The organism is Tardiphaga sp. 285_C5_N1_2 (genome assembly GCF_052076065.1).
GTDB classification, from domain to species: Bacteria; Pseudomonadota; Alphaproteobacteria; order Rhizobiales; family Xanthobacteraceae; genus Tardiphaga; species Tardiphaga robiniae.
Map to the genome: position 1 here is coordinate 598,164 of NZ_CP197241.1, position 24,813 is coordinate 622,976.

Consider the following 24,813-nt stretch of genomic DNA (forward strand, 5'->3'; position numbering starts at 1 on the left):
AAGCGCGCGAGACTTTCGCGCGTTTTTTGTCGTTGGTATGACCGCGACGGTGGGGTGTTCACGCCTATGCTGAAATGGCGATATCTCCGGCGGGCGAGGTCACCCCTTGGGTGACTTCGCGGAAATTGTCTATGTCAGCCGGACGGCCGAGCAGATAGCCCTGCGCCTCGTCGCATTTCTCGTCGCGCAGGAATGCGAATTCCGCTTCGGTTTCCACGCCTTCGGCGAGCACCGGCAGCCCAAGCCCACGGCCGAGGCCGAGGACGGCGCGCACGATTGCTGCCGCCTGGCTGTTGGTGTTCACCGACCTGATGAATGATCCGTCGATCTTGATCTTGTCGAACGGGAATGCGCGCAGGTTCGACAGCGACGAGTAGCCGGTGCCGAAGTCATCCATGGCGATGTGAACGCCGAGCGCCTTGATCCGGCGAAGTGTCAACAGCGCGCGATCGAAGTCGCGGATCAGCGCAGTCTCGGTGATCTCCAGTTCGAGCCGATGCGGGGGCAGGCCGGTTTCCAGCAAGACCTCATGGACGGTTGCGACAAAGCTATCGTGGTGGATCTGAACCGCCGAGACATTGACCGCGATGGTCAACGGATGCTTCCACGTCGCCGCTTCACGGCAGGCGGCGCGCAGCACCCATTCGCCGATGCCGAGAATGGCGCCGGTGTCTTCCGCAATCGGAATGAAGATGTCGGGGCGAATATTGCCGCGGACGGGATGGTTCCAGCGCAGCAGCGCCTCAAAGCCGATCACGCGGCCCGACTCCATGGTGCCCTGGGGCTGATAGACCACTTTCAGCTGATTGGCATCGATGGCGTTGCGCAGATCGTGTTCGAGCAGCCGGCGGTCGCGCACGGCTTCCCCCATTGCAGGTTCGAAGAAGCGCCAGGTCGCGCGGCCTTCGGATTTGGCGCGGTAGAGCGCGGTGTCGGCGCAAGCGAGCAACGTGTCGCGATCACTGGAGTCGTCGGGGCAGAGTGCGATACCGACACTGGCGGTGATGCTGCCGAGTTCGAAGGTGGCGTCCTTGCTCCGGAATGCTTCCAGTATCCTGTCGGCGAATTGACTCGCAGCTGCGGGCGAGGTCAGGTTCGGCAAGAGAATGGCGAACTCATCGCCGCCAAGACGCGCCATCATCTCGCCTTCGCCAAGCAGGGCGGTGATGCGCGCCGTTACGCTCTTGAGGACCTTGTCGCCGGCGGCGTGGCCGAACAGGTCATTAACCTGCTTGAACTGATCGAGATCCAAAGCGAGTACGGCGAGCGGGCGGTCCTTGGATAGTGTCGCAATCTCCTGATCGATTCGATCATGGAACGTGCCGCGATTGGGTAGTCCGGTCAGGGAGTCGTAGTGGGCGAGATAGCGGATGTGCTGTTCGGCCTGCTTGCGTTCGCGGAGGTCACGTACGGCGATGACCTGATGTGGCTTCCCCGCAAAGTCGATTCCACGCAGGATCAATTCAACTGGGATCGTCTGGCCGTTGCGCTGTCGCAGATTCGCTTCCACCGATTTGTCAGGCTGGCTCATGATCTGAGTCCGCGTATCGCCATCGGGGAAGCAGTCTTGCAGACGCCCGCCAATCAGCAATTCAGCGGACGATCCCGCCAGCGCGGCGAAGGATGTGTTGACCGTGACGATCGTGTCGCCGTCGCACACCAGCAGCCCTTCGACGGCAGCATTGGCGAGTCCGCGCATGCGGTCGGCTTCGAGATCGGAGCGGCGGTGATCACGGATATCCAGCACGATGCCGGCCAGCGCCAGGCCAATGATGGCGAAGCTGATCAATGAGACGCCAAGTGCGAGCCATCCGGCGGGGATGGTCAGCGGCGAGACGGCGATGGTCGGATCCGGGGTGATCGTGACCGCGCTCATCGCGGTGAAGTGGTGACTGCAGATCGCGAGCGTGAGCAGCAGCGCGCCGCTGATCTTCCAGCGCAGGGTGGCGCCATGCAACCCTACCGGAAGCGCGATCGCACCGAGCACGGCTCCCAATACGATCGAGACGATGACGAGCGTCGTATCCCAGTTGATGCGCGCTTGAAGTTCGAAGGCGGCCATGCCGGTGTAATGCATCGCCGCGATGCCGCCCGCGACGACGGCGCCGCCGATCCAGAGGCCGGCACGAAAATTCGGGATCAACGACACAGCAAGGCCGGCGCCGGTCAGCAGCAGCGCGGCGATCAGCGAGACGACCGTAAGTACGATATTGTAGCCGCTCGGCATCCCCGGCGAGAATGCCAGCATCGCTACGAAATGCGTGGCCCAGATGCCGAAGCCCGTGGAGATCGCGGATACCGCGAGCCAGACGAGGCGCATCTGGCCTGTGGCGCTTCGCGCATGACGGAGCAGGTTGATAGCAGCGAGGGACGCGATCGCGCAGATGATGGCCGCGAGTCCGACGAGCCTGAAATCATGGGCATTGGCGATGCAGTTATAGATCGTAAGCATGTACAGATACCGCGAGCGGGATTACCGCAATTGCGCGGGACGTTAGATACAAGTACGTAAAGACACGTAAATACCGGCGATCGGCGCTATTAGATCGCCCCGTGCGCTATCGCTGCGCATGCTTATCCAGTCGTAAATTTTGCGGATATTCGCCGGCCCTTGATGACCTAAAGGTGTGGTCGCATTTCAGCGCCACCCTCACCGGGCAAAAACCGTAACGACTGATCAACCGTCTTCTAACATCGTGCCCGCACGTCGCATTCGCGTCACCGGTCGACGCGGCTGACCACGTCCATCAACTCGGCAATCTTGCGGCGTTGATCGGCCTTGTCGCCTGACGAGATCGCGTGCTCAACGCAATGAGCGACATGGTCGCGCAGGATCTCTTCCTCGACGCGTCGCAACGCTGCGCGGGCCGCGGCGATCTGCGTGACCACATCGATGCAATAGCGGTCGGCCTCGACCATGCCGGCCAAGCCGCGGACCTGGCCTTCGATCCGTTTGAGGCGTTTTAAACAGGACGTCTTGATCTCGCTGCGCATGAGGTTCATATACCCCCATAGGGTATATGTTTCAAGAGGCGAGGTCACGGTGGCAGAGACAACTCACACGCATACGGGGCACGATGCCCATGCCGGTCACACGCATGGCGCATGCTGTTCGCATGGTCACCATTACGCCGAGGCTGCGCCGACCAAAGTGCTCGATCCGGTCTGCGGCATGACCGTCGATCCCGCCACCGCCAAGAACCGTCTGATCTATCAGGGCCATGAGTATTTCTTCTGCAGCGCGCGCTGTCGCGAGCGGTTCAATGCGGATCCCGAGAGTTTCCTGAAGCCGAAGGAGCTCGCGCCGCCCGCGCCAGCCGGCACCATCTATACCTGCCCGATGCACCCGGAGATCCGTCAGGAAGGGCCGGGCAGCTGTCCGATCTGTGGCATGGCGCTGGAGCCGGAGCAGGTCTCGCTCGACGACAAGCCCGATCCTGAACTGATCGACATGACCCGGCGCTTCTGGATCGCGCTGGCACTGACATTGCCCGTGTTCGTGCTGGAGATGGGCGCGCATCTCGGCCTGATGCAGCTGGTATCGCAGACCACATCGAACTGGATCTCGTTGGTGCTGGCGACACCCGTGGTGCTGTGGGCCGGCGCACCGTTCTTCGAACGTGGATGGCGCTCGGTGGTAACGCGCAATCTCAACATGTTCACGCTGATTGCCATGGGTACCGGTGTGGCGTGGATCTACAGCGTTGTGGCCACCTTCGCGCCCGGTCTGTTTCCCGACACGTTCCGTGACCATCACGGTGCAGTGGCGGTCTATTTCGAAGCCGCTGCTGTCATCACAGTGCTCGTTTTGCTCGGACAGGTGCTCGAGCTGCGTGCGCGCAATCAGACGTCAGGTGCGATCCGCGCGCTGCTCGGTCTTGCGCCGAAGACCGCGCGGCGCATCGGCAAGGACGGTGATGAGGACGTCGCCCTCGACGCCATCGCCATCGGCGATTTGTTGCGCGTGAGGCCGGGCGAGAAAATTCCGGTCGACGGCGTCGTCACCGAGGGGCGTTCGTCGGTGGATGAATCCATGGTCACCGGCGAGTCCATGCCGGTGAGCAAGGCCGAAGGCGCGCGCGTCATCGGCGGTACCGTCAATCAGAGCGGCGGCCTCGTGCTGCGGGCCGACAAGATCGGCCGCGATACGATGTTGTCGCGGATCGTCGACATGGTCGCCAAGGCGCAGCGCTCGCGTGCGCCGATCCAGCGTCTCGCAGATCGTGTCGCCGGCTGGTTCGTGCCGGCTGTACTGGCTGCGGCTGCCATTGCATTCATCGCATGGGCGACATTCGGGCCGGAGCCGCGCCTCTCGTTTGCGCTTGTTGCTGCGGTAACCGTGCTGATCATCGCGTGCCCCTGTGCGCTCGGTCTCGCCACGCCCATGTCGATCATGGTCGGCGTCGGTCGCGGCGCCCATGCCGGCATTCTGGTGCGTGACGCGCAGGCGCTGGAGCGCCTGGAAAGCATCGACACCATTGTGATCGACAAGACCGGTACGCTGACGGAAGGCAAGCCGAAACTAGTGAGCATCACGCCGGCGGAAGGGTTCAACGAAAGCGACATTCTGCAACTTGCTGCAAGTATCGAACGTTCCAGCGAACATCCGCTGGCGCAGGCCATCGTCAATGAAGCAAAGCAACGCAATGTGGTGCTGAGCGATGCCAGTGACTTCGCCTCGCCGTCCGGCAAAGGCGCGTCGGGTGTGGTCAATGGCAAGCGCGTTGCGCTCGGCAATGCGATGCTGATGGACGAATTGAAAGTGGATACGACGCGCTCCGACGGCGTCGCCGAGCTGGCGCGGCAGAACGGTGCGACTGCCATCTTCGTTGCCATCGATGGCAGCGTCGCCGGCGTGATGGCGATTGCCGATCCCGTAAAGCCATCGGCGCAGGACGGCTTGAAGAAGCTGCGCGCCGACGGCCTGCGGATCGTCATGCTCACCGGCGACAATGCGACGACCGCGAAGGCCGTCGCGAAGACGCTGGGTATCGACGAGGTCGAGGCGGGTGTGTTGCCGGAGCGCAAGAGTGACGTGGTCACACGTCTGCGCGGCGAAGGCCGCCGGGTCGCCATGGTTGGCGATGGCGTCAACGATGCGCCGGCGCTTGCTGCTGCGGATGTCGGCATCGCCATGGGCACGGGGACCGATGTGGCGATCGAGAGTGCTGGCGTGACACTGCTGACCGGCGATCTGATGGGGCTGGTGCGCGCGCGCGAACTATCAAAGGCCGTGATGAGCAATATCCGTCAGAATCTGATTTTCGCCTTCATTTACAATGCGGCCGGCGTGCCGATTGCGGCCGGTGTGCTGTATCCGATCTTCGGCATCCTGCTGTCGCCGATGCTCGGCGCTGCAGCGATGGCGCTGTCCTCGGTGAGCGTGATCGGGAATGCGCTCCGGCTGGCGAAAGTGAAGCTGGACTGACAGTTCGCGGGCGCAAAAAAAAGCCGGACTCAAACGAGTCCGGCTCTGAGGTATTGGCCTCGAGAGGCCGACACAATCACCTTCCAAGAGGGATTACTGAGACTTCGCACCACTGGAGGAGGGGGACAAATGCGCAGCGCAAAATCTCAGCGTCTGAGAAGTATGATCCCTGAAGGTGGCATGCAGCAACGCATCACTTGGCATGTCTGACATGCTGGGAAGCGTGGGCATATCTGCCCTGAAATATTGCGGGTTAGGACGGCCAGCGCTGTGCCTTGCTGACGATGAAGTCGCGGAACACCTGCACACGGGCGACCGTCTTCAACTCTTCGGGATAGACAAAATAAGTGTCGAGTTGAATCGAGTCCGACTCACTGAAGAGCTGAACCAGACGATCGTTTTCTTCGACCAGGTAGTCCGGCAATGCTGCAATGCCCAAGCCCTGCTGGCAGGCGCGCATCAGGCCCAGAATATTGTTGACCTTGAAGTAGGGTTCGCGCGGGCCGGAGCCGTTGCGCCCGGCATCGATCAGCCAGCTGCGGTTTTGCAGGTGCGGTGACACCTGGGCGTCGCTGAGCATGATGATGCGGTGCCCGTCGAGTTCGTCGAGGGTGCGCGGGGTGCCGAAATGCTTGATATATTCCGGCGAGCAATAAGCGTGGAATCCCATGGCGAACAGCTTGCGCTGGATTAGGTCCGGCTGGGTCGGCTTACGGGTGCGGATGGCCACATCGGCTTCGCGCATCGACAGGTCGAGTTCTTCGTCGGTGACGATCAGTGAAATGCGGATTTCCGGATAAAGCGCGGTGAACTCGCCAAGGCGCGGGATCAGCCAGTTGATGCCGACGCCCGGGGTTGTGGTCACCTTGAGGTCGCCGCTAGGCCGCTCGCGGCTGTCGGTCAGCTTTGCGCGGGCCGCCTGGAGCTGCATGAACACGTCATGGGCGGTGCGGAACAGCAGGTCGCCCTGTTCGGTGAGGATCAGGCCGCGGGCGTGGCGGTGGAACAGCGAGACCGCCAGCTCCTGCTCGAGCGCGCTCACCTGTCGTGAGACTGCCGATTGCGACAGGCCCAGTTGCTCGCCTGCATGCGTGAAGCTCCCCGCTTCCGCCGCCGCGTGAAACACCTTCAGCTTGTCCCAGTCCATATCTGTAAATCCGTCGCGGGTTCGTTTGATCATCATTCGGCCGCTGCGCGGTCATGAGCATGCGCGGCAAGATAGCGTTCGGCTTCGAGGGCGGCCATGCAGCCCATGCCGGCGGCGGTGACCGCCTGCCGATAGGTTTCATCCGCCACGTCGCCGGCGGCGAACACGCCGGGCATCGAGGTTGCGGTGGAATTCGGAGCCACTTCGACATAGCCCGAGGGCTTCAGCGTGATCTGGCCCTTGATGAGTTCGGTCGCGGGCGCGTGGCCGATGGCAATGAAGACGCCGTCGGCTGGCACCTGAGTGATGGCGCCGGTCTTGACGTTCTTCAGGCGCACATGGGTGACCTTGGCCGGGCCTTCGGTGCCGCAGATCTCGTCGAGCGCCGAGTCCCAGACCACCTTGATCTTCGGGTGCTTGAACAGTCGCTCCTGCAGGATGCGTTCGGCACGGAAATGGTCGCGGCGATGCACGATGGTGACCTGCGAGGCGAAATTGGTCAGGAACAAAGCTTCCTCGACGGCCGTGTTGCCGCCGCCGACCACGATCACTTCCTTGTTGCGATAGAAGAATCCGTCGCAGGTGGCACAGGCGGATACGCCGCCGCCCTGGAATTTCTCTTCCGACGGGATGCCGAGCCAGCGCGCCTGCGCGCCGGTGGCCAGGATCACGGTTTCGGCGAGATAGACATCGCCGCTGTCGCAGGTCAGGCGGAACGGACGCTGGTTCAGATCCATGTCACTGACCAGATCGGTGACAATCTTGGTACCGACGTGTTGAGCCTGCTTCTCCATCTGCTCCATCAGCCAAGGGCCCTGAATGACGTCGGCGAAGCCCGGATAGTTTTCGACATCCGTGGTGATGGTGAGCTGACCGCCGGGCTGGATCCCCTGGATCAGGACGGGCTCGAGCATCGCGCGTGCGGCGTAGATAGCGGCAGTGTAGCCAGCCGGGCCTGAGCCGATGATGACGACTTTGGCATGGATGGGGGCGGCCATGGTCGAGTCCCTTTCTGAAGGGAAATTGGTCATTGCTGAGGCGAAATGTGCCGGCGAACACGTCGCTGCGGCGTCGAAAGTCTTGTCTGCTAGTGTAGAATATCTGGCGAGCCATGCAAGAATTGCAATTCGTCCCGGCAATTTTTCCCCCGGAGACACTTAATTTCTGCGATGCACGCGCAATAAAATTGCGCAAGTTGCGGCTCCTGCGCTAAGAGAGTTCAAACGGTTTGTTTGAATACCAGCCAGGATCCGCGCCGCGTGCCGAAAAGCCTAGACGACATCGACCTCAAAATTCTCAGCGAAATCCAGGCCGACGGCCGAATCACCAATGTGGAACTCGCCAAGCGCGTTGGCATCTCGCCGCCGCCCTGCCTGCGCCGGGTCCGGACCCTGGAAGAGGCTGGCTATATCCAGGGCTACCGCGGGTTGCTGGATCCCCGATTGCTCGGTTTCGACGTTACCGTGTTTGCCTCGGTCCACCTGTCGAGTCAGGCCGATGCCGATCTCAAGGCGTTCGAGGATTTCGTCCGCAAGGAGCCTTTGGTGCGGGAGTGCTGGATGCTATCGGGCGAGATCGATTTCATCCTGAAATGCGTGGCGCCCGACATGGCGACCTTCCAGGATTTCGTCGGCCATCTCACGGCCGCACCGCATGTCCGCAACGTCCGCACGTCCTTGGTCTTGCAGAACTCGAAATACGCTGCCGCGGTGCCGCTTGAGCTGAGGGCCGCGGATTAGCAGCGAGTGTTCAAGCAAAGGGCGCCCACCTTGCGGTGAGCGCCCTTTTTTATTGCCGTGATGTCGAGCTTAGCTCTTCTTGCGCAGTATCGCGTCGAGGCTGATCGGGCCTCCGCCTGACGTCGCAAGATAGAGGCAGGAGAAGCAGAACAGGATGGCAGCGGTGCCGCCGTTCAGCAGCGGCAGGAAAACCGGATCCGCGCCTTTAAACATGTGGCCGAGGAAGTAAGCGAAGGCCATTTCACCGGCGAGGATGAACGCAACTGGGCGCGTGAACAGGCCGAGCAGCAGCAGCGCACCGCCGACGAGTTCAAGCGTTGCCGCGACCTGGATCAACGGCGGGATATTCGCGAAATAAGGCAGAACCGGAAATTTGAAGATCTTGGCGATGCCATACTGCAGCAGCAGCAGGCCGGTGATGAAGCGGAAAAGGCTTAGTGCAGCAGGCTGAAATTTAGCGAAGGCTTGGTCCATGTCATTAGTCCCCCTGTGATGACCATCGTTTCTAGCATTACTGCAATGCAAAATGCTGGTCACTCTCGTGTGAAAACACGTGAGCTGTGGAAGTATTCCAGAAGTTTTCGTGAGTAGCGATGGCTGGATACCGCCATCAGGGGATAATAAAAAAGCCGCGCATCATGCGCGGCTTTCTTGTTTTCGCGTTGAGCGCTGTCGATCAGCGCCACTCGACCTTGGTGATCTCATAGGCCTTGGCCCCGCCGGGAGCGACGACTTCGACTGATGCGCCTTTGCTCTTGCCGATCAGCGCACGCGCCAGTGGCGAGGTGATCGAGATACGACCCTTCTTGGCATCAGCCTCGGGCTCGCCGACGATCTGCCAGACCGCCTTCTTCTCGGTGTCTTCATCGATCAACGTCACGGTCGCGCCGAACTTGATGGTGTCGCCGGACAGCTTCGAGATATCGATGATATCGGCGCGGGCGAGCTTGTCCTCGATATCGCTGATGCGGCCTTCATTATGCGACTGCTCTTCCTTGGCGGCGTGATACTCGGCATTTTCCGAGAGGTCGCCATGGGAGCGCGCTTCGGCGATCTGCTCGATGATCCGCGGACGGTGCACCGACTGACGTTCCTTCAGCTCGACCTCCAGCGCAGCGTAGCCACCTGCTGTCATCGGGACCTTCTCAACCATTCTCTTTGTCCTCTAACGTCATGCGGAACGCGGCGGCGCGCGCATGAAACCATTCGTTCTGCAAGATGTCGGCTTGGCTGCGCTTGCAGCCAGTTCAGACGCCGGCTTCGAGTGCCGAAACAAAACAAAGACGCGACCGGTGAGTTCCGGTCGTGCCTTGCCTAGCTGATCTCGTCGGACCTGCAGTCCGCCCGAATTCAGGCTTCGGAAAAGTAACTCTGCAATGTGCGGACCTCAAGGTCCCCGCCCAGATATGCCCGGACGCCCTGTGCAGCCGCCACGGCACCCGAAAGAGTGGTGTAATACGGTACTTTATGCAAGAGGGCAGCCCGCCGCAGCGAGCGGCTGTCGGCCAGGGCCTGCGGCCCGTCGGTGGTGTTCAGAACCAGCTGAATCTCGCCATTGGTGATGGCATCGACGATGTGCGGTCGGCCTTCCAGCACCTTGTTGATCTTCTCGGCGGGGACGCCGTTGTCGACCAGGAAGCGCTGGGTCCCTGACGTCGCGAGCACCTTGAAGCCGTTCGACGAGAGCAGCTTCACGGCATCGAGAATGCGCGTCTTGTCGCTTTCGCGCACGGACACGAACACGGTGCCACTCCGCGGCACGCGGGTGCCGCCACCGAGCTGGCTCTTGGCGAAGGCGATTTCGAACGAGCGGTCGATGCCCATCACTTCGCCGGTGGAGCGCATCTCCGGGCCGAGCACCGTATCGACGCCGGGGAAGCGCGCGAACGGGAAGACCGATTCCTTGACGCCGACATGGTCGAGCTTGCGCTTCTTCAGACTGAAGTCGGCGAGCTTCTCGCCGGCCATGATACGCGCGGCGATCTTGGCCACCGGCATGCCCATCACCTTGGCAACGAAAGGCACGGTGCGCGACGCGCGCGGATTGACTTCGAGCACGTAGATGTCGCGATCCTTGACCGCGAACTGCACGTTCATCAGTCCGACCACGTCGAGGCCGAGCGCCATGTCGCGGGTCTGGCGTTCGAGTTCGGCGATCATGTCGTCGTCGAGCGAATGCGGCGGCAGCGAGCAGGCCGAGTCGCCGGAGTGAATGCCAGCTTCCTCGATATGCTCCATGATGCCGACGATGAAGGTATCCTTGCCATCGCACAGGCAGTCGACGTCGACTTCGATGGCATCCGACAGGTAGCGATCGAACAGCAGCGGATTGGTGCCGAGCACCGTATTGATCTGGCCGGTCTTGTCGTTCGGATAGCGCGCCTTGACGTCGCCGGGCACCAGCTCCGGCAGCGTGCCGAGCAGGTAATCGCCGAGCTGGCTTTCCTCGCGGATGATCTGCATCGCGCGGCCGCCGAGCACATAGGACGGACGCACCACCAGCGGCAGGCCGAGATCGGCTGCGACGAGGCGGGCCTGTTCGACCGAATAGGCGATGCCGTTCTTCGGCTGCTTGAGCTTGAGCTTGTCGAGGATGCGCTTGAAGCGATCGCGATCTTCGGCAAGATCGATGGCATCCGGCGAGGTACCGAGGATCGGCACGTCGGCGGCTTCCAGCGCGCGCGCGAGCTTCAGCGGGGTCTGGCCGCCGAACTGCACGATCACGCCATGCAGCGTGCCGTTCTGACGTTCGGTGTCGATGATCTCGAGCACATCTTCGGCAGTCAGCGGTTCGAAATACAGGCGATCCGCCGTGTCGTAGTCGGTCGACACGGTCTCCGGATTGCAGTTGACCATGATGGTTTCGTAGCCGGCGTCGGCCAGCGCGAAGCAGGCGTGACAGCAGCAATAGTCGAACTCGATGCCCTGGCCGATACGGTTCGGGCCGCCGCCAAGAATGATGACCTTGTTCTTGTCCGACGGCTGACTCTCGTCGGCGAAGCTGCCGGCGAAGGACGACTCATAGGTCGAATACATGTAAGCGGTCGGCGAGGCGAATTCGGCGGCGCAGGTGTCGATGCGCTTGAACACCGGGCGCACATCGAGCGAGCGGCGCAGTGCCTTGACGTCGGCCTCGGTCTTGCCGGCGAGCACGGCGAGGCGCGCGTCGGAGAAGCCCATGGCCTTCAGCGTCCGCATGCCGAAGGCGTTGGCGGGCAGGCCATTGGCCTTCACCTTGGCTTCCATCTCGACAATGCCGCGCATCTCGGCGAGGAACCACGGATCGATCTTGCAGGAGTTGAAGATCTCCTCATCGGTCCAGCCCAGACGCATGGCCTGACCGACTTGCAACAGACGGTCCGGCGTCGGTGTACCCAGAGCAGCGCGGATCGCGTTCTTGTCGTCGCCGCGGCCGAGATCCTCGATCTCGATTTCGTCGAGACCGGTCAGGCCGGTTTCAAGTCCGCGCAGCGCCTTCTGCAAGCTTTCCTGGAATGTGCGGCCGATGGCCATCACTTCGCCGACCGACTTCATCGACGTCGTCAGCGTGCGCGATGCGCCGGGGAATTTCTCGAAGGCGAAACGGGGAATCTTGGTGACGACATAGTCGATGGTCGGCTCGAACGACGCAGGCGTTGCGCCGCCGGTGATGTCGTTGGCGATTTCGTCCAGCGTATAGCCGACAGCGAGCTTCGCTGCGACCTTGGCGATCGGGAAGCCGGTGGCCTTCGAGGCCAGCGCCGATGAGCGCGACACGCGCGGATTCATTTCGATCACGACCATGCGGCCGTCGGCAGGATTGACGCCGAACTGCACGTTGGAGCCGCCGGTCTCGACGCCGATCTCGCGCAGCACCGCCAGCGAGGCGTCGCGCATGATCTGATATTCTTTATCGGTCAACGTCAGCGCCGGCGCGACGGTGATGGAGTCGCCGGTATGCACGCCCATCGGATCGAGATTCTCGATCGAGCAGATGATGATGCAGTTGTCCTTCTTGTCGCGGACGACTTCCATCTCGTACTCTTTCCAGCCGAGCACTGACTCTTCGATCAGCACTTCGTTGGTCGGAGACGCGTCGAGGCCGCGCTCGATGATGTCGAGGAATTCTTCGCGGTTATAGGCAATGCCGCCGCCGGTGCCGCCCATGGTGAAGGACGGGCGGATGATCGCGGGCAAACCAATTTCAGACAGCGCCATCAGCGCCTGGCCAAGCGCGTGCTCCTGATAACGCTTGCGGCGGTCACCTTCATGGAGCACCCACTGGCGTTCGTGTTCGGCCAGCGCGTCGCCCGTTAGCTTGGCCTTTTCGGCCTGGTGCTGCTCGCGATACTGTTTCTTCAGCGCGGATGCGTTGGCGAGCCGCGACTTCGGCGTCTCCAGCCCGATTTTCGTCATCGCCTCGCGGAACAGCTGGCGGTCTTCGGCCTTGTCGATCGCTTCGGCGGTCGCGCCGATCATCTCGACGTCGAACTTCTCCAGCGTGCCCTGCTGGCGCAGCGACAGCGCGCAGTTCAGCGCGGTCTGGCCGCCCATGGTCGGCAGCAGCGCAAAACCCTTGGAGCGGTCGCCGCGCTCCTTTTCGATGATCTTGGCGACGATCTCGGGTGTGATCGGCTCGATATAGGTCGCGTCCGCCAGTTCCGGGTCCGTCATGATCGTGGCCGGATTGGAATTGACCAGAACGATCCGGTAGCCCTCTTCCTTGAGCGTCTTGACGGCTTGCGTGCCCGAATAGTCGAACTCGCAGGCCTGGCCGATCACGATAGGACCGGCGCCGATGATCAGGATGGTGGATATGTCGGTGCGTTTTGGCATTTAAACTCGCGGTGGTGACAAATCGGCACAAAAAAAGGGCGCGCATACGCGCGTCCCTCGGGCCCGGGCGCCAAACCAGCCATTGACCCCTCAGGGAGCCATAGGCCGATCCTCGCGCGCGGCTGTCTTTAGACCACTATAACGGGGCGGGGAAGGCTTTTGAAGGTGCCATCAACCGGCAATTTGGGCCGGTTTCGGGCGCTTCAGAAGGTGTCCGGCGAGGACGAGCACGAGGGCTGCCGCCTCGGCGCAGCCGCCGATCCAGCCGAGGTGGTTGGAGCTCAATGTCGACAGCACCACGCCGCCCAACGCGCTGCCGCCGGCAAAGCCGATATACATGGCTGAGGCGTTCAGCGAGAGCGCGATGACCGAGGCTTCCGGCGTGATGCGCACGAGATGTGCGACCTGTCCGGGATAGAACATCCAGCCGGCAATGCCCTGGGAAAAAATAAAGACCAGAAACAGCACACCCGCAGTGGCGGGCGGTGCGAATGTCAGGGCCGCCGATTGCAGCGTCAGTGACAGCATCATGCCGATCAGGCCCAGCGTTGAGGTCCGGAGCGGTCCGATACGGTCGGACATCGCGCCGCCCAGGGTGTTTCCGATGGCCGCGGCGACGCCAAAGACCAGCAGCGCCAGGCTGATTCCGTTGGCGTCAAAGCCGAGCCGATGCAGCGGCACAGCCAGATAGGTGAATGAGGTAAAGCCCCCGAGGCCCCACATGCAGGTTACGGCAAGGGTTTTCAGCACTTCGGGATGGCGCGCGACGGCAAGCCTCTGACCGAGTGTGGCAGCAGTGCGTGGCAAACCGCGGGGCAGTCCCAGCAGCAGCCCGGCCAATGCGACGGCGCCGAGCGCTGCGACCATCACGAATGTCGACCGCCAGCCAAAATGACTGCCGACCCAGGTTCCGAGCGGCACGCCCAGAACCGTCGCCACCGTCAGGCCGGAGATCACCAGCGACGCGGCGCGGCCACGGCGTTCCGGTGCAGCGATCGCGATTGCGACGGCCATGGCGGTCGGCATGCACAGTCCCGCGCCCACAGCCATCAGCATGCGCGATAGCAGGAGAGTGCCGAATGTGGTCGCAACGGCCGCTAAAAGATTTCCGACGATGAAGCAGACCAGCGCCAACGAAACGACGGTGCGGCGGTCAAAATTGCTGAACAGCACAGCCAGGATCGGCGAGCCGATGGCATAGGTGATGGCGTAAACGGTGACCAATTGTCCCGTAGCCGCCAACGTGACATTCAGGTCCGCTGCCATGATTGGAAGAAGGCCAGCAATCACAAATGCTTCGGTCCCAATCGCAAATGCCGCCAGGGCCAGCCAGAACACGCTCATCACTACATCCTTAGTTCAAGGTCTGTTGAACTATTGATGCGGCGGTGCAAAATGTCAAATGGTTCAAGAAATATTGAACATTGCGGCGGCCGGTTGGATTCAGTATTGAGGGGCTATGAGCCGCATTCTCCCGCATCCCACGCGCGAACAGATCGAATTGCCTGGCGTGATGGATTGCCTGAGCGATCCGATCCGGCTGGCGATCGTCTATAATCTGGCCAAACGCGAGAAAGAGGTCGGTGAATTGCGCTGTGGCGATTTTTACGGCCTCAGCGGCAAATCCAATCTCGCCTATCATTTTGCGAAACTGCGCGAGGCCGGCCTGATGGAAACGCGCGCGGTGGGGACGGCGCGTTTGATGAAACTGCGCCGCGAAGATCTCGAGAGCAGATTTCCGGGTTTGCTGGATGCGGTGCTCGCATCGGCCGAGCGCGATGCCGAGCGCCTGCAGCTTCCGGTGCTGGAATTCACCGAAACCTGACAGCGCCGACCCACTGGTAAATGTCTGAAAGGTTGGAGGCCCAGCCTGGACTTGAACCAGGATAAAGAGCGATGCATCGCCCCCGCGTAGACATTTCCGCCACCGGGCCGAGCACAATGTTACCGATCACGGGGTGGCGATCCACCTCAAGTTTTGTAAACCGTCTGTTAACCTTAATCGTCCGTTTGCCCGAGCCGATGCCTCAGAATGCGTGATGGGCGACGAAGGTCATGCGCGAGGAATTGTGGCCGATATTGATCGGCGCCCGCGACGCCCGGAAACCGGCCGCGGTCAGCTTGGCCAGCATCTCCGCCTCGCTGTAGCGCTGCAGGCCAACCTTGGTGCGCAGCTGTCGGTAGTCAGAGAGGGCCGTGCGCACGAGTCCGACGAATGCATCCCACAGAAAGCCGTGTTCCCGGGCGAGCTTCAGCAGCGCCATGACATCGGTCGCCATGCCGACATCGGGCTGCAGGATGTCGCCGACCACCAGCTTGCCGCCAGGCGCCAGCAGCCGCTTGATGATTGCAAAGGCATCGTCGAGTTCGGGGCCTGTCATGTACTGAGCCACCGAATTCATGACAGCCAGGTCGATCGACTGCGCCGTCATGTTGCGCAACTCTTCCAGCGAACGGACCCGGATTTTGGTGTTGGGCGCGAAGCGGGCGACCAGTCGGCCGCGAACGCCAGGCGCGGGCTCTGCCAGGATCAGCTTGCTGCAGGCATTGGCCACTTTGGCGGCCGAGAGTGCTTCACCGCAGGCATAGTCGAGCACGACGGCATCCTGAGAGGCGATATAGCCAATGATATCGCGGGCGATGACCTCGAAATGCACGTCACGATGCAGCTTGCTCGCATAAATCGTATGCGTGGAATCGTAATAATCGATCCAATCTTCCATCGTCTGCCCGGCCCGATTGTTGTTCCCGTGTCGGGAACCCCTATATTTGTGATGCGTTGAAACGGTCTAGAGCGTTTTCAGGCGCGTGGGAAACCGCCTTTCCTTCAAGAACCGCAGTTTTCGGAAATTTGCAGTGCTTTCCGTCAAGACCACTCCGATTTTTCCTGAAATCTTCCGCCCTGACGACAACCCTCCAGCCATCAAATCATCCGACACGGGAAGGTAAGTAACGTGAGCACCAAGACATCGAAAATCGCTGCCGAAATGAATACCCCGACTGACCTCTCAGCCGACGCCGTGGAGAAGGTGGCCAAGGCGCTGAACGGGTTGCTCGCCGACGCTTTCGCGCTTTACCTGAAGACCAAGAATTTTCACTGGCATCTCAGCGGGCGCCATTTCCGCGACTATCACCTGATGCTCGACGAGCAGTCCGACCAGATTTTTGCGACGACAGACCCGTTGGCGGAACGCGTGCGCAAGATCGGCGGTCGCACGCTGCGTTCGATCGGCGAAGTCGCCAAGCTGCAGACCATCAAGGACAATGACGAGGCCTATGTGCCGCCGGTGGAGATGCTGCGCGAGCTGATGAACGACAACAAGAAGATGGCAGCGGCGATGCGCAAGGCCCACGAGGTCTGCGACGACGCCAAGGACATCGCCAGCGCCAGCCTGCTTGAAAACTACATCGACGACACCGAGCGCCGCACCTGGTTCCTGTTCGAGGCGTCGCAGCAGGAAGGCGGCAACGAGGCGTAAGCTTCGTTCCCGATTGAATATGTCAAAGCGCCCGCTTCACAGCGGGCGTTTTCATGTGGAGATGCTGCCGTTGTTCGGCACAAGCGCTGGGCCGCGGTTATTCAGGCTGAATGCCGAGTTCCTGAATCGTCTTGCCTGTGGCGACAAGCTCGGCGTCGAAAAAGCGCTTCGCGCCCGCAGGCGTCACCACGTCACCGGAGGCGACATCGAAGCCGAGCACGGGCGCGCGCTCCTGCACGTCCGGCGATTTCAGTGCCAGCGCAATCTCGGCACTGAGTTTGTCGACGATCTCGGCAGGTGTCCCGGTCGGGGCCATCATCATGAACCAGCCTTGCAGATCCGCGCCCTTCAGCGTCTCGGCAATTGCGGGCACATCCGGCAATGAATCGACGCGCTTGTTGCCGGCAATGGCGAGTGCCCGCAGCGTACCGGCCTTGATGAAGGACTCAGCCACCGATGCGGACTGGATCGTCACCTGGGTGCGTCCGGTCAGGCTGTCCTGGATCGCGTTGGTGATCGTATTGTAGGGCACCAGCACGAAACTGGTGCCCGCCTGCTTGTTGATGGTCTGAGCGATCAGGCCGGAAATGTTGCGCGCGCCGTCGACCGCCATGCTCAGGGAGCCGGGAGCGGATTTTTCAAGCGCGATTAATTCCGCCAGCGTTTTGGCTTTTACTTCGGGATTGACGAGCAGGACGTGATTGCTTCGCGCCACCATCGCCACCGGGACGAAATCCTTCACGGGATCGTAGGGCAGTTTCTTGAACGTGTAGGGATTGGTGACCAGCGCCGCAGATGTCGCGAACAGGAAAGTGTAGCCGTCGGGCGCGGCGCGCGCGACCGTCTGTGCGCCGACGAGGTTGGCGGCGCCCGGGCGGTTCTCAACGATGAACTGTTGTCCGAGCGCGCGGGAGAGTTTTTCGGCGACGATGCGGCACAGCACGTCCGGGCTGTTGCCCGCCGCCTGCGGCACCACGATCGTCACCGGCTTTTGCGGCCATGATTGCGCGTAGGCGGGCAGCGAGAGGCAAAGAATGCCACCGGTCAACAAGATACGACGGGACAATGTGAGCATGGATTTCCTCCTGAAATGGTTGGCCTGCGATTTTTGATCGCTTGTTGAGGCGTGCTTTTTGAACGAGCGGGTCTTGTCGTGCGAAGCAGCCCGCGGCGCTGGTGGCGCGGGCTGCCGCTTGCATCAGGTCTCGTCGGCCACGCCGTTGCGCAGCACGCCGAGCCGATCGATCTCGACCTCGACGATATCGCCCGGCTTCAGCCAAAGCGGAGGCGTGCGCTTGGCGCCGACGCCGCCCGGCGTGCCGGTGGCGATCACGTCGCCCGGCTCAAGGCGGGTAAAGGACGAGCAGTATTCAATCTGACGCGGGATATCGAAGATCATCTGATCGATGGTGGCGTCCTGCACGACCTGGCCATTGACGCGGGTCTGCAGCCGCAGCGGCGCAACATCGCCGAGTTCATCCGGCGTCATCATCCAGGGACCGAAGCCGCCGGTCTCCGGAAAATTCTTGCCGGGCGTGAACTGATGGGTGTGACGCTGGAAATCGCGCACGCTGCCTTCATTGTAGCAGGCATAGCCGGCGATATGGCTCCATGCATCTGCCTGCGAAATGTATCGTCCGGGCTTGCCGATGATGATGGCGAGTTCGCCTTCGAAGTCGAGGTGGGTCGAGACCTTCGGCCGGATGATATTGGTGAGATGGCCGGTCTGGCTGTTGGCGAAGCGGCCAAACACCGTGGGATTGTCGACCTCGGCGCGTCCAGTTTCCTTGCGGTGCATCTCGTAGTTCAGGCCGATGCAGAGAATCTTGTCCGGATTCGGAATCACCGGCAACCAGGTGATGTCAGCGGTCGGTATGCGCTTGGCCTTGCCGGCTGCATCACGCACCACGGACAGCGCGTCGGCTGCGATGACGGATTTAAGGTCGGGGAAGCGATCGCCAAGCAGTGCGCCCACATCGAGCGCATCATTGCCCTCGATCACGCCCCAGGTGGGTTTTCCGCCGATCTGAAAACTTGCCAATTTCATCGTGATGTCCTCGCTCTGGAAGCTGCGTGTCCGTGGGAAATGTTGGTGTGGTGACGCTGTGCGGCCGGCGTGATCATCGGAGCCGCTCCGCAAGATCGGTGAGCAGCGCGTCGAGTGCGCTGGTCTCGCTGGCGACGCCGAAGACGTAGTGGTCGGGCCGGACGATTGCGGCGCGACAGTCGTGATGGTCGAACCAGGCGGCGAGAACGCCGTCCTCTTCAGTAAGTACGTCATCGGCGGCGGGGCCGATGCGAATTGGCCTGATGTCCAGCTGAGTCATGATCGCTTGCAGGTCGGGACCGGGCTCCAGTTCGTTGCGCATATCGAGCACAAGCCGCCATCCGGTGCCGGCGACGCTATCGAGACGGCGCCGTCCTTCTGCGGTCCTGATCCATGGCTGTGGAAACAACGTGCCATGCGCTGCGCAAAGCGGGAACGCCAATAAACCAGTCTGCAATGGCGGCACGATTTCCTGACGGGTGATGGTGCGGGGTTGGCCGCCACCCTCCGCAAGAATGCGCTCGTCGCGTGCTGCTGCGGCGTCGGGATCGCGTTCGCAGATCACATGGCCGATGGCCTTGATGCGGGAAGTGAGCTGGCGCACATGCTCGCCGCGCTCCTCGCCGTAGCTGTCGAGCAATTTTGCATTGGATTGTCCGCGGAGTACGCGGTCGAGCTTCCAGACGAGATTGCCGACGTCGCGGATGCCCTGGCACATGCCCTGGCCGATGAACGGCGGCTGCTGATGCGCGGCATCGCCGGCGAGGAAGATGCGGCCGCATCGCCATTCCTGCGCGACCAGCGCATGAAACCGGTAGCTTGCAGCACGCCACAGCATGGCATCATCAGGCGTGATCCAGCGCGAAAGCAGCCGCCAGACCTGCGCGGCCGTTTCCATCTCGCGCGGATCTTCGCCGGGCAGCAGCATGATTTCGAAGCGGCGATGATTGCCGGGGCCGATGATGAAGGTCGTGGGCCGCGACGGATCGCAGAATTGCGCCGCGGTCTGCGGCAGCTTGCTGAGGGAGGCGTCGTTGACCTGAAGATCGACGACAAGCCAGGGCTCATCGAAGACGAGATCCTCGAATGCGATGCCAAGCTGTTGCCGGGTGCCGCTCGATGCGCCGTCGCAAGCGATGACGTAGTCGGCGGTGATGGCGCGCGTCATGCCGCGATCGTCGCGCAAATGCAGTGTCACACGATCGGTCGACTGCTCGAAGCCGAGCAGTTCGGTGCCCAGCTCGACCTCGACGCTGTCATAGGCCGCGGCATGTTCGCGCAAGGCAGCTTCGACCGGCGGCTGCGTGAACACCATGCTGGGCGTGTAGCCGAGCGGATAGGGCTCCGCGACCATGTCGATGCGGCGGATCAACTGCCCTTTAGCGCCGAAATGCTGGGAGGCGGGGAACGGAGCAACGTAAGGCAGCACGCGCTCGGCGGCGCCGAGATTGTCGAGCAGGCGCAGGATCTCATGATCGATCGCGATCGCACGTGGCTTGTCATAGACCTCTAGCTGACGGTCGATCGCCAGCGTGCGGATGCCCCGGTCGCCAAGGAGACTGGCCGCGATGGCGCCTGACGGACCATGACCGACCACGACGACCTGAAAATCATTCCGTGTCTGCTCGGATGAAACCGTCACGCGGCACTCCCGTCGGCATAGGGAACGGCAACCTGTGCCGCCTTGACGTGATCGGCCTTGGGCGGGGCGATGCCCCAGTGATCGGTGCGGCCGGGTGGCCAGACCCATTCCGACGGGCCGCGCACGACATAGCTGTCATCGACCTGCAGAACTTCGGCGGTGTATTCGATGACGATCCCGACCGGATCGATGAAATAGGCAAACACATTGTCGCCGGGGCCGTGGCGGCCGACGCCCCAGGCAATGGGAAATCCGGCATCGATCATGCGACCCGAGCCGCGCATCACCGCTTCGAGATCCGGCATCAGGAAGGCGACGTGATTGAGCCCGTTCACGGCAGCGTCGGCGATGACGATGGCGTGGTGGTCGCTGTTGCAGCGAACGAAGGCCATGATCTTCGAGCGGTCGGTGAGCCGGAAGCCGAGCGCCTGTTCGTAGAACGCGGCGAGATCATCGACAGCGGTGCTGTTGATGTTGACATGCGCGAGACGCGTTGGCCGGTTGGCCGATGACGGAGCTTCGGCATGTTGCAGGTCGCCATGAACGAAGCGAAGCACGCCGCCACCGGGCGCGCGAATGCTCATGATCGTTCCGCCATCGGGCCCCGGATTCGGAGCCGGGCCGGAGAGCAGCGTGGCCCCGTGTTTCACTGATGCTGCGGCGATCGTTTCGAATTCCGCATCCGAATGCAGCCGGAACGTAATGGCCCTCAGCGCGGGGCGATCGCCCTGCTGCAAGGCGACGACATGGTGATCGGTGCCGCTGGCCCGCAAGTAAGTGACGCCTTCGTGGCGCGTCACGAGGTCGAGTCCCCACACAGATGTGTAGAACTGCTCGGATCGCTGCAGGTCGGGCGTGTCGAGATCGACACTGCGCAGGGCTGTGATCGGGAAATGGGTCATTGCGAAGCCTGCTCGTCAAGGCCGAGGAAACGTCTTGCATTGGCATGAAGGACGAGATTGCGCGTCGCCTCGTCGCCGATCGCTGATGCGGCGCGCGTTGCCGGCGCGCGATCGTGAAATGCGAACGGGTAGTCTGTGCCGAGCATGATCTGCGTCGCGCCGAACTTGGCGATCAGATGCAGCAGCGTCGGGTCGTCATAGACCAGCGCGTCGTAATAGAGCCGGCGTGCCTGCAAGATCGGCGATTCCTGGATGCTCTCCTGCAGCACAGGAAATACCTGATATCCCTCCTGAAGCCGCGGCAGCAGCGAGGCGAGCGTGCCGCCGCCGTGGCTGAACGCCATGCGCAGGCGCGGGTGGCGCAGCAAGAGGTTCGAGGTGATGACGGATGCCGCGGCAAGGCCGACATCGGTCGGATAGGCCAGTACCTGCTGCAACTGCGCGGGGCCGACGAGGCGATCCATGCCGCAAGGCCGCAGAGCATGGACGAACACCGCCATGTCGAGCTTCTCGACCTCGGCGAAGAATCCGTCGAAGTCGGGAGACCCGATCGGCTTGCCGTTGATGTTGCTGCCGATCTCGATGCCCGCAAAGCCGAGTTCGTGCTTCAGCCGATGCAGCTCGGCAATGGCGCGGTCGATGTCCTGCAGCGGTACCGCGCCGAGGGCGACGAGGCGGCCACCGGAATGCATGACCATCTCGGCCATCTGGTCGTTGATGTAGCGGAGGAGATCATTCGCCGCTGCGGGCTCCATCCAATAGGACAGTAGCTCCGGCATCGGCGAAATGGCCTGCACGCCGAGTCCCATCTCCGCCATATCCGTGACGCGCTTGGCGACATCCCAGCAGCGATCCGACACCGTGCGATAGATGCGGCCGGCCATCATCACATGCTTGTGGCAGGGTTTGGCATCCGCCATCGACGGCCAGTCGGCCGGCACCGCCGCGCCCAGGTAGGAAGGGAAGGAGGACGGCACGACATGTGCGTGGACATCGATCCCGCAGCTGCATGGGGAGATGGCGCTCATAGGCACTGTGATCGGGCAATGCGCGGCTGGACAGTTGCGAAAACTGCCGATGCCTCAGGCGCTTGCTGAGCCTTGCCAAACATTGTCGCGCCTCCCGCCAGTCATCTCTCAGGACCTTGGGGAACTAATATCTATAGAAATCGGCTCGTACAATAAAAATTTATAGATTTTTCTGAAATCAGAAAAAGTGTATAGAAATCGAAGCCGACAGGCAGATGATTCCGGGATTGAAGCACGTGGACACAACCTCACTGGAATTGGCTTCGCCGCCGTCCTCGACCCAGGCCAGCACGGTCTATGACCGGTTGCGGGAGGACCTGCTGTCCGGACGGCTCGAGCCGAGCCGGAAACTCCAGATGCGTTTCCTGACCGAGCTGTATCAGACCGGTCAGACGCCGCTCCGCGAGGCGCTCAACCGGCTGACCGCCGATGGTCTGGTGGAGTGCCGCGAGCAGCGCGGATTCTATGTCGCGGATATCAGCCGCAGCGAACTGGCCGAACTGACCAAGACCCGGTGCTGGGTCGAGAGTCTGGCGCTGCGGGAATCCATGGCGGCCTCGACGCCGCAATGGGAGGAGCAGCTTCTGCTCGCGCAACATCGCCTCGGGCGAACCCCGCGCTCGCTCAATGCCGAACACTTCGAAGACAATCCGGAATGGGAGCGGCTGCACCGCGTCTATCACCGCACCTTGATCGGGAATTGCGGTTCGCAGTCTCTGATCGCGTTCTGCGGACAACTCGCCGACCAGCTCTACCGCTATCGGCGTCTGTCGATCCGCAAGGCCTTCCCGTCACGCCATGTGACGGACGAGCATCAGGCGATCATGACTGCAGTTTTGAGCGGCGATGCGGACCACGCCGTGGATCTGCTCACCGCGCATTACAGGCAGACCGCTGAAGTCATTCTCCAGGACAAGCAGATCTTTTCTGAACTGCATGAGGGCGAAGACGCGGCATCGTAGCGGGCACGGACGCAGGCCGAGCAAGCACCTCTGCGGGCATGAAAAAGGCCTCGCGACGCATGCAAGGCCTTGGAAACATGTCTGCAAGATTTGGTAGGCAGAAAATTTGGTAGCGAGGAGTGGACTCGAACCACCGACCCCAGGATTATGATTCCCGTGCTCTAACCAACTGAGCTACCCCGCCACGGCATCCGGAGGGGACAAATTGTCCCCGGCGAATGCGCGGCATATAAGAAGTCGAGGGACTCGATGTCAAGCAAAGTAGCGCCTCAAATCGGTGCCTGAATAGATGTTCCCGCAACCCGGCCGCCGATTTGGAGATCGGGCAGCTATCGCCGCCCGATCAGGCACTTATGGCCACGTCTAGCCGCCGTCGAAGGCCTTTTTCAGGGCGGCCAGATCGAGCTTGACCATGCCCATCATGGCCGTCATGGCACGCTTGGCGCCCTCGCCGTTGGTGCTGGCAAGCATCTCGGTGAAGCCGTTGGGAACGATCTGCCAGGGCACGCCCCAGCGGTCGTTGATCCAGCCGCAGGCGTTTGCCTTGCCGCCATTTGTCAAAATGGCGTCCCACACACGATCGACCTCGGCCTGGTCTTCGCAATGGATGGTGAAGGACACGGCCGTGCTGAATGTGGCGGGGCTGCCGCCATTGAGGCCAATGAAGCTTTGGCCGGCCAGCGTGAAGCCGACCACCAGCACGTTGCCTGCTTTGCCGCCGGGATAATCGATCGGGGCGCGCTGCACGCGATCGATGGAGGAATTGGGCACCAGCGAGCAGTAGAACCTGGCGGCTTCCTCGGCCTCGGTCTCGTACCAGATGCAGGGTGAGATCTTTGACATCGCTGCTATCCCTCTCTCGATCAGGCCTGAGCCATCGCAGATTGCGCGGCGGCCATGTCCATCCACATCACTTCCCAGATGTGACCGTCGGGATCCTCGTAGCTGCGGCCATACATGAAGCCGAAATCCTGCGTGGGTGTCGGATCGGCGCTGCCGCCCGCACCCACGGCCTTCTTCACGAGACCATCGACTTCGTCGCGGCTGTCGGCGGAGACGCAGATCAGAACTTCGCTCGACGTCTTCGCGTCGACGATCTTCTTCGAGGTGAACTGGCGATATTTGTCGTGCGTCAGCAGCATCGCGTGAATGGTGTCGGAGAACACCATGCAGGCGGCGGTATCGTCGGAGAATTGCGGGTTTTTGGTCGCGCCGACCGCTTCATAGAAGGCGACCGCGCGGGGCAGGTCGGTGACGGGCAGGTTGACGAAGATCATTTTGCTCATCGGATGAACTCCAGTGGGTATGCGTTGTGAGTGTTCTCTTGGCGATTGTCCCGCAAAGGACGGTTGGCCCGGCCGCGATCCGACATCGGCTCCAAAATTCTTTCGATATTTTTGCCGGCGGAATTTTTCTCCCCTGCGATCAATATTCTAGCCCGGCGATCTCCGCGTGCAGACGGAATGTCGCATGGCTCATCCTGATTGCGAATTGCGGCGGCGGTGAAATCATCGTTGATTGCCAAAGACGCAAGACGCGTTCGCAGCCTGGTTCGGAACATGTCCTTTTCCTGGGTTTGTTCCGGGCTAGACTGAACGACAATAAAAATACAGCCGGTCCGGGC

General features: G+C 61.8%; 22 protein-coding genes and 1 tRNA gene. 5 read left to right on the forward strand and 18 right to left on the reverse strand.

The features are described 5' to 3' along the window. Positions 1-64: 64 nt before the first annotated feature. The gene (locus tag AB7951_RS02815) at positions 65-2,452 is read right to left on the reverse strand and encodes an EAL domain-containing protein (RefSeq protein WP_441255653.1); all 2,388 of its coding nucleotides are present in this window, start codon (positions 2,450-2,452) and stop codon (positions 65-67) included. Positions 2,453-2,718: 266 nt separating this feature from the next. Next, a complete protein-coding gene (locus tag AB7951_RS02820; RefSeq protein ID WP_089266249.1) occupies positions 2,719-2,994 on the reverse strand; it encodes a metal-sensitive transcriptional regulator in 276 nt (91 codons plus the stop codon). Between AB7951_RS02820 and AB7951_RS02825 the strand changes: the two genes are divergently transcribed. Beyond that, positions 2,993-5,428 carry a heavy metal translocating P-type ATPase gene (locus AB7951_RS02825; RefSeq protein ID WP_120287113.1) on the forward strand — a complete coding sequence of 812 codons (2,436 nt, stop codon included), beginning with the start codon at positions 2,993-2,995 and terminating at the stop codon, positions 5,426-5,428. The two genes, AB7951_RS02820 and AB7951_RS02825, sit on opposite strands and share 2 nt — an antisense overlap. Before the next feature lie 253 nt (positions 5,429-5,681). Here the strand turns inward: AB7951_RS02825 and AB7951_RS02830 are convergent, their stop codons facing one another. Both AB7951_RS02830 and trxB read right to left on the reverse strand, forming a co-directional pair. Continuing rightward, a complete protein-coding gene (locus AB7951_RS02830; protein WP_089266250.1) occupies positions 5,682-6,575 on the reverse strand; it encodes a LysR family transcriptional regulator in 894 nt (297 codons plus the stop codon). A gap of 32 nt (positions 6,576-6,607) precedes the next feature. Then, entirely contained in the window at positions 6,608-7,573 is a 966-nt protein-coding gene (trxB, locus tag AB7951_RS02835) for a thioredoxin-disulfide reductase (protein WP_120287112.1), read from the reverse strand. A gap of 261 nt (positions 7,574-7,834) precedes the next feature. Between trxB and AB7951_RS02840 the strand changes: the two genes are divergently transcribed. Beyond that, positions 7,835-8,314, forward strand: coding sequence for an Lrp/AsnC family transcriptional regulator (locus AB7951_RS02840; protein WP_068730339.1), 480 nt, complete (start codon positions 7,835-7,837; stop codon positions 8,312-8,314). A gap of 69 nt (positions 8,315-8,383) precedes the next feature. Here the strand turns inward: AB7951_RS02840 and AB7951_RS02845 are convergent, their stop codons facing one another. From AB7951_RS02845 to AB7951_RS02860, 4 genes are all read right to left on the reverse strand, one after another. After that, the gene (locus AB7951_RS02845) at positions 8,384-8,788 is read right to left on the reverse strand and encodes a DoxX family protein (RefSeq protein WP_093757105.1); all 405 of its coding nucleotides are present in this window, start codon (positions 8,786-8,788) and stop codon (positions 8,384-8,386) included. A 202-nt stretch (positions 8,789-8,990) separates the two neighbouring features. Further along, positions 8,991-9,467, reverse strand: a complete 477-nt coding sequence (greA, locus tag AB7951_RS02850; protein WP_068728727.1) for a transcription elongation factor GreA — start codon at positions 9,465-9,467, stop codon at positions 8,991-8,993. Between the two features lie 197 nt (positions 9,468-9,664). Beyond that, positions 9,665-13,129 carry a carbamoyl-phosphate synthase large subunit gene (gene carB / locus AB7951_RS02855; protein WP_120287111.1) on the reverse strand — a complete coding sequence of 1,155 codons (3,465 nt, stop codon included), beginning with the start codon at positions 13,127-13,129 and terminating at the stop codon, positions 9,665-9,667. Between the two features lie 171 nt (positions 13,130-13,300). After that, the gene (locus tag AB7951_RS02860) at positions 13,301-14,473 is read right to left on the reverse strand and encodes an MFS transporter (protein WP_120287110.1); all 1,173 of its coding nucleotides are present in this window, start codon (positions 14,471-14,473) and stop codon (positions 13,301-13,303) included. Between the two features lie 115 nt (positions 14,474-14,588). Between AB7951_RS02860 and AB7951_RS02865 the strand changes: the two genes are divergently transcribed. Beyond that, positions 14,589-14,954, forward strand: a complete 366-nt coding sequence (locus tag AB7951_RS02865; protein WP_120287109.1) for an ArsR/SmtB family transcription factor — start codon at positions 14,589-14,591, stop codon at positions 14,952-14,954. Positions 14,955-15,156: 202 nt separating this feature from the next. Here the strand turns inward: AB7951_RS02865 and AB7951_RS02870 are convergent, their stop codons facing one another. Further along, entirely contained in the window at positions 15,157-15,852 is a 696-nt protein-coding gene (locus AB7951_RS02870) for a class I SAM-dependent methyltransferase (RefSeq protein ID WP_120287108.1), read from the reverse strand. A gap of 264 nt (positions 15,853-16,116) precedes the next feature. On the opposite strand from AB7951_RS02870, the gene AB7951_RS02875 reads away from it, so the two are divergent. Then, the gene (locus AB7951_RS02875; RefSeq protein ID WP_089266251.1) at positions 16,117-16,608 is read left to right on the forward strand and encodes a Dps family protein; all 492 of its coding nucleotides are present in this window, start codon (positions 16,117-16,119) and stop codon (positions 16,606-16,608) included. A gap of 97 nt (positions 16,609-16,705) precedes the next feature. Here the strand turns inward: AB7951_RS02875 and AB7951_RS02880 are convergent, their stop codons facing one another. The 5 genes from AB7951_RS02880 to AB7951_RS02900 form a co-directional block, all read right to left on the reverse strand. Further along, on the reverse strand, positions 16,706-17,683 hold the full coding sequence (locus AB7951_RS02880) for a tripartite tricarboxylate transporter substrate binding protein (protein ID WP_120287107.1): 978 nt from the start codon (positions 17,681-17,683) through the stop codon (positions 16,706-16,708). 123 nt (positions 17,684-17,806) lie between these two features. Beyond that, a complete protein-coding gene (locus tag AB7951_RS02885; protein ID WP_120287106.1) occupies positions 17,807-18,655 on the reverse strand; it encodes a fumarylacetoacetate hydrolase family protein in 849 nt (282 codons plus the stop codon). A 73-nt stretch (positions 18,656-18,728) separates the two neighbouring features. Further along, positions 18,729-20,297, reverse strand: a complete 1,569-nt coding sequence (gene mhpA / locus AB7951_RS02890; protein ID WP_439061941.1) for a bifunctional 3-(3-hydroxy-phenyl)propionate/3-hydroxycinnamic acid hydroxylase MhpA — start codon at positions 20,295-20,297, stop codon at positions 18,729-18,731. Then, complete coding sequence (locus AB7951_RS02895; RefSeq protein WP_120287104.1) at positions 20,294-21,199, reverse strand: VOC family protein; 906 nt, start codon at positions 21,197-21,199, stop codon at positions 20,294-20,296. Before AB7951_RS02895 ends, mhpA begins: the two co-directional genes overlap by 4 nt. Then, positions 21,196-22,227: an amidohydrolase family protein gene (locus tag AB7951_RS02900; RefSeq protein ID WP_120287103.1), complete on the reverse strand. Its 1,032-nt coding sequence runs from the start codon at positions 22,225-22,227 to the stop codon at positions 21,196-21,198. The genes AB7951_RS02895 and AB7951_RS02900 overlap by 4 nt, the downstream gene beginning before the upstream one ends. A gap of 236 nt (positions 22,228-22,463) precedes the next feature. Here AB7951_RS02900 and AB7951_RS02905 point away from each other — a divergent pair, with 236 nt between their 5' ends. After that, positions 22,464-23,189 carry a GntR family transcriptional regulator gene (locus AB7951_RS02905; protein WP_374725611.1) on the forward strand — a complete coding sequence of 242 codons (726 nt, stop codon included), beginning with the start codon at positions 22,464-22,466 and terminating at the stop codon, positions 23,187-23,189. A 107-nt stretch (positions 23,190-23,296) separates the two neighbouring features. Here AB7951_RS02905 and AB7951_RS02910 read toward each other — a convergent pair. From AB7951_RS02910 to AB7951_RS02925, 4 genes are all read right to left on the reverse strand, one after another. Further along, positions 23,297-23,373, reverse strand: a tRNA-Met gene (locus AB7951_RS02910). Between the two features lie 179 nt (positions 23,374-23,552). After that, positions 23,553-24,032 (reverse strand): VOC family protein, encoded by a 480-nt coding sequence (locus AB7951_RS02915; protein WP_120287102.1) that lies wholly within the window; start codon positions 24,030-24,032, stop codon positions 23,553-23,555. Between the two features lie 20 nt (positions 24,033-24,052). Then, a complete protein-coding gene (locus AB7951_RS02920) occupies positions 24,053-24,475 on the reverse strand; it encodes a VOC family protein (protein ID WP_093757095.1) in 423 nt (140 codons plus the stop codon). After that, a complete protein-coding gene (locus tag AB7951_RS02925; protein WP_147421568.1) occupies positions 24,472-24,750 on the reverse strand; it encodes a hypothetical protein in 279 nt (92 codons plus the stop codon). Before AB7951_RS02925 ends, AB7951_RS02920 begins: the two co-directional genes overlap by 4 nt. Between the last annotated feature and the right edge of the window lie 63 nt (positions 24,751-24,813).

Bases quoted from the DNA above. Each gene is read 5' to 3' on its own strand.
- AB7951_RS02815 (WP_441255653.1), bottom strand. From the start codon at position 2,452: ATGCTTACGATCTATAACTGCATCGCCAATGCCCATGATTTCAGGCTC.
- AB7951_RS02825 (WP_120287113.1), top strand. From the start codon at position 2,993: ATGAGGTTCATATACCCCCATAGGGTATATGTTTCAAGAGGCGAGGTC.
- AB7951_RS02820 (WP_089266249.1), bottom strand. From the start codon at position 2,994: ATGCGCAGCGAGATCAAGACGTCCTGTTTAAAACGCCTCAAACGGATC.
- AB7951_RS02830 (WP_089266250.1), bottom strand. From the start codon at position 6,575: ATGGACTGGGACAAGCTGAAGGTGTTTCACGCGGCGGCGGAAGCGGGG.
- trxB (WP_120287112.1), bottom strand. From the start codon at position 7,573: ATGGCCGCCCCCATCCATGCCAAAGTCGTCATCATCGGCTCAGGCCCG.
- AB7951_RS02845 (WP_093757105.1), bottom strand. From the start codon at position 8,788: ATGGACCAAGCCTTCGCTAAATTTCAGCCTGCTGCACTAAGCCTTTTC.
- greA (WP_068728727.1), bottom strand. From the start codon at position 9,467: ATGGTTGAGAAGGTCCCGATGACAGCAGGTGGCTACGCTGCGCTGGAG.
- carB (WP_120287111.1), bottom strand. From the start codon at position 13,129: ATGCCAAAACGCACCGACATATCCACCATCCTGATCATCGGCGCCGGT.
- AB7951_RS02860 (WP_120287110.1), bottom strand. From the start codon at position 14,473: ATGAGCGTGTTCTGGCTGGCCCTGGCGGCATTTGCGATTGGGACCGAA.
- AB7951_RS02865 (WP_120287109.1), top strand. From the start codon at position 14,589: ATGAGCCGCATTCTCCCGCATCCCACGCGCGAACAGATCGAATTGCCT.
- AB7951_RS02870 (WP_120287108.1), bottom strand. From the start codon at position 15,852: ATGGAAGATTGGATCGATTATTACGATTCCACGCATACGATTTATGCG.
- AB7951_RS02875 (WP_089266251.1), top strand. From the start codon at position 16,117: ATGAATACCCCGACTGACCTCTCAGCCGACGCCGTGGAGAAGGTGGCC.
- AB7951_RS02880 (WP_120287107.1), bottom strand. From the start codon at position 17,683: ATGCTCACATTGTCCCGTCGTATCTTGTTGACCGGTGGCATTCTTTGC.
- AB7951_RS02885 (WP_120287106.1), bottom strand. From the start codon at position 18,655: ATGAAATTGGCAAGTTTTCAGATCGGCGGAAAACCCACCTGGGGCGTG.
- AB7951_RS02895 (WP_120287104.1), bottom strand. From the start codon at position 21,199: ATGACCCATTTCCCGATCACAGCCCTGCGCAGTGTCGATCTCGACACG.
- AB7951_RS02900 (WP_120287103.1), bottom strand. From the start codon at position 22,227: ATGAGCGCCATCTCCCCATGCAGCTGCGGGATCGATGTCCACGCACAT.
- AB7951_RS02915 (WP_120287102.1), bottom strand. From the start codon at position 24,032: ATGTCAAAGATCTCACCCTGCATCTGGTACGAGACCGAGGCCGAGGAA.
- AB7951_RS02920 (WP_093757095.1), bottom strand. From the start codon at position 24,475: ATGAGCAAAATGATCTTCGTCAACCTGCCCGTCACCGACCTGCCCCGC.
- AB7951_RS02925 (WP_147421568.1), bottom strand. From the start codon at position 24,750: ATGTTCCGAACCAGGCTGCGAACGCGTCTTGCGTCTTTGGCAATCAAC.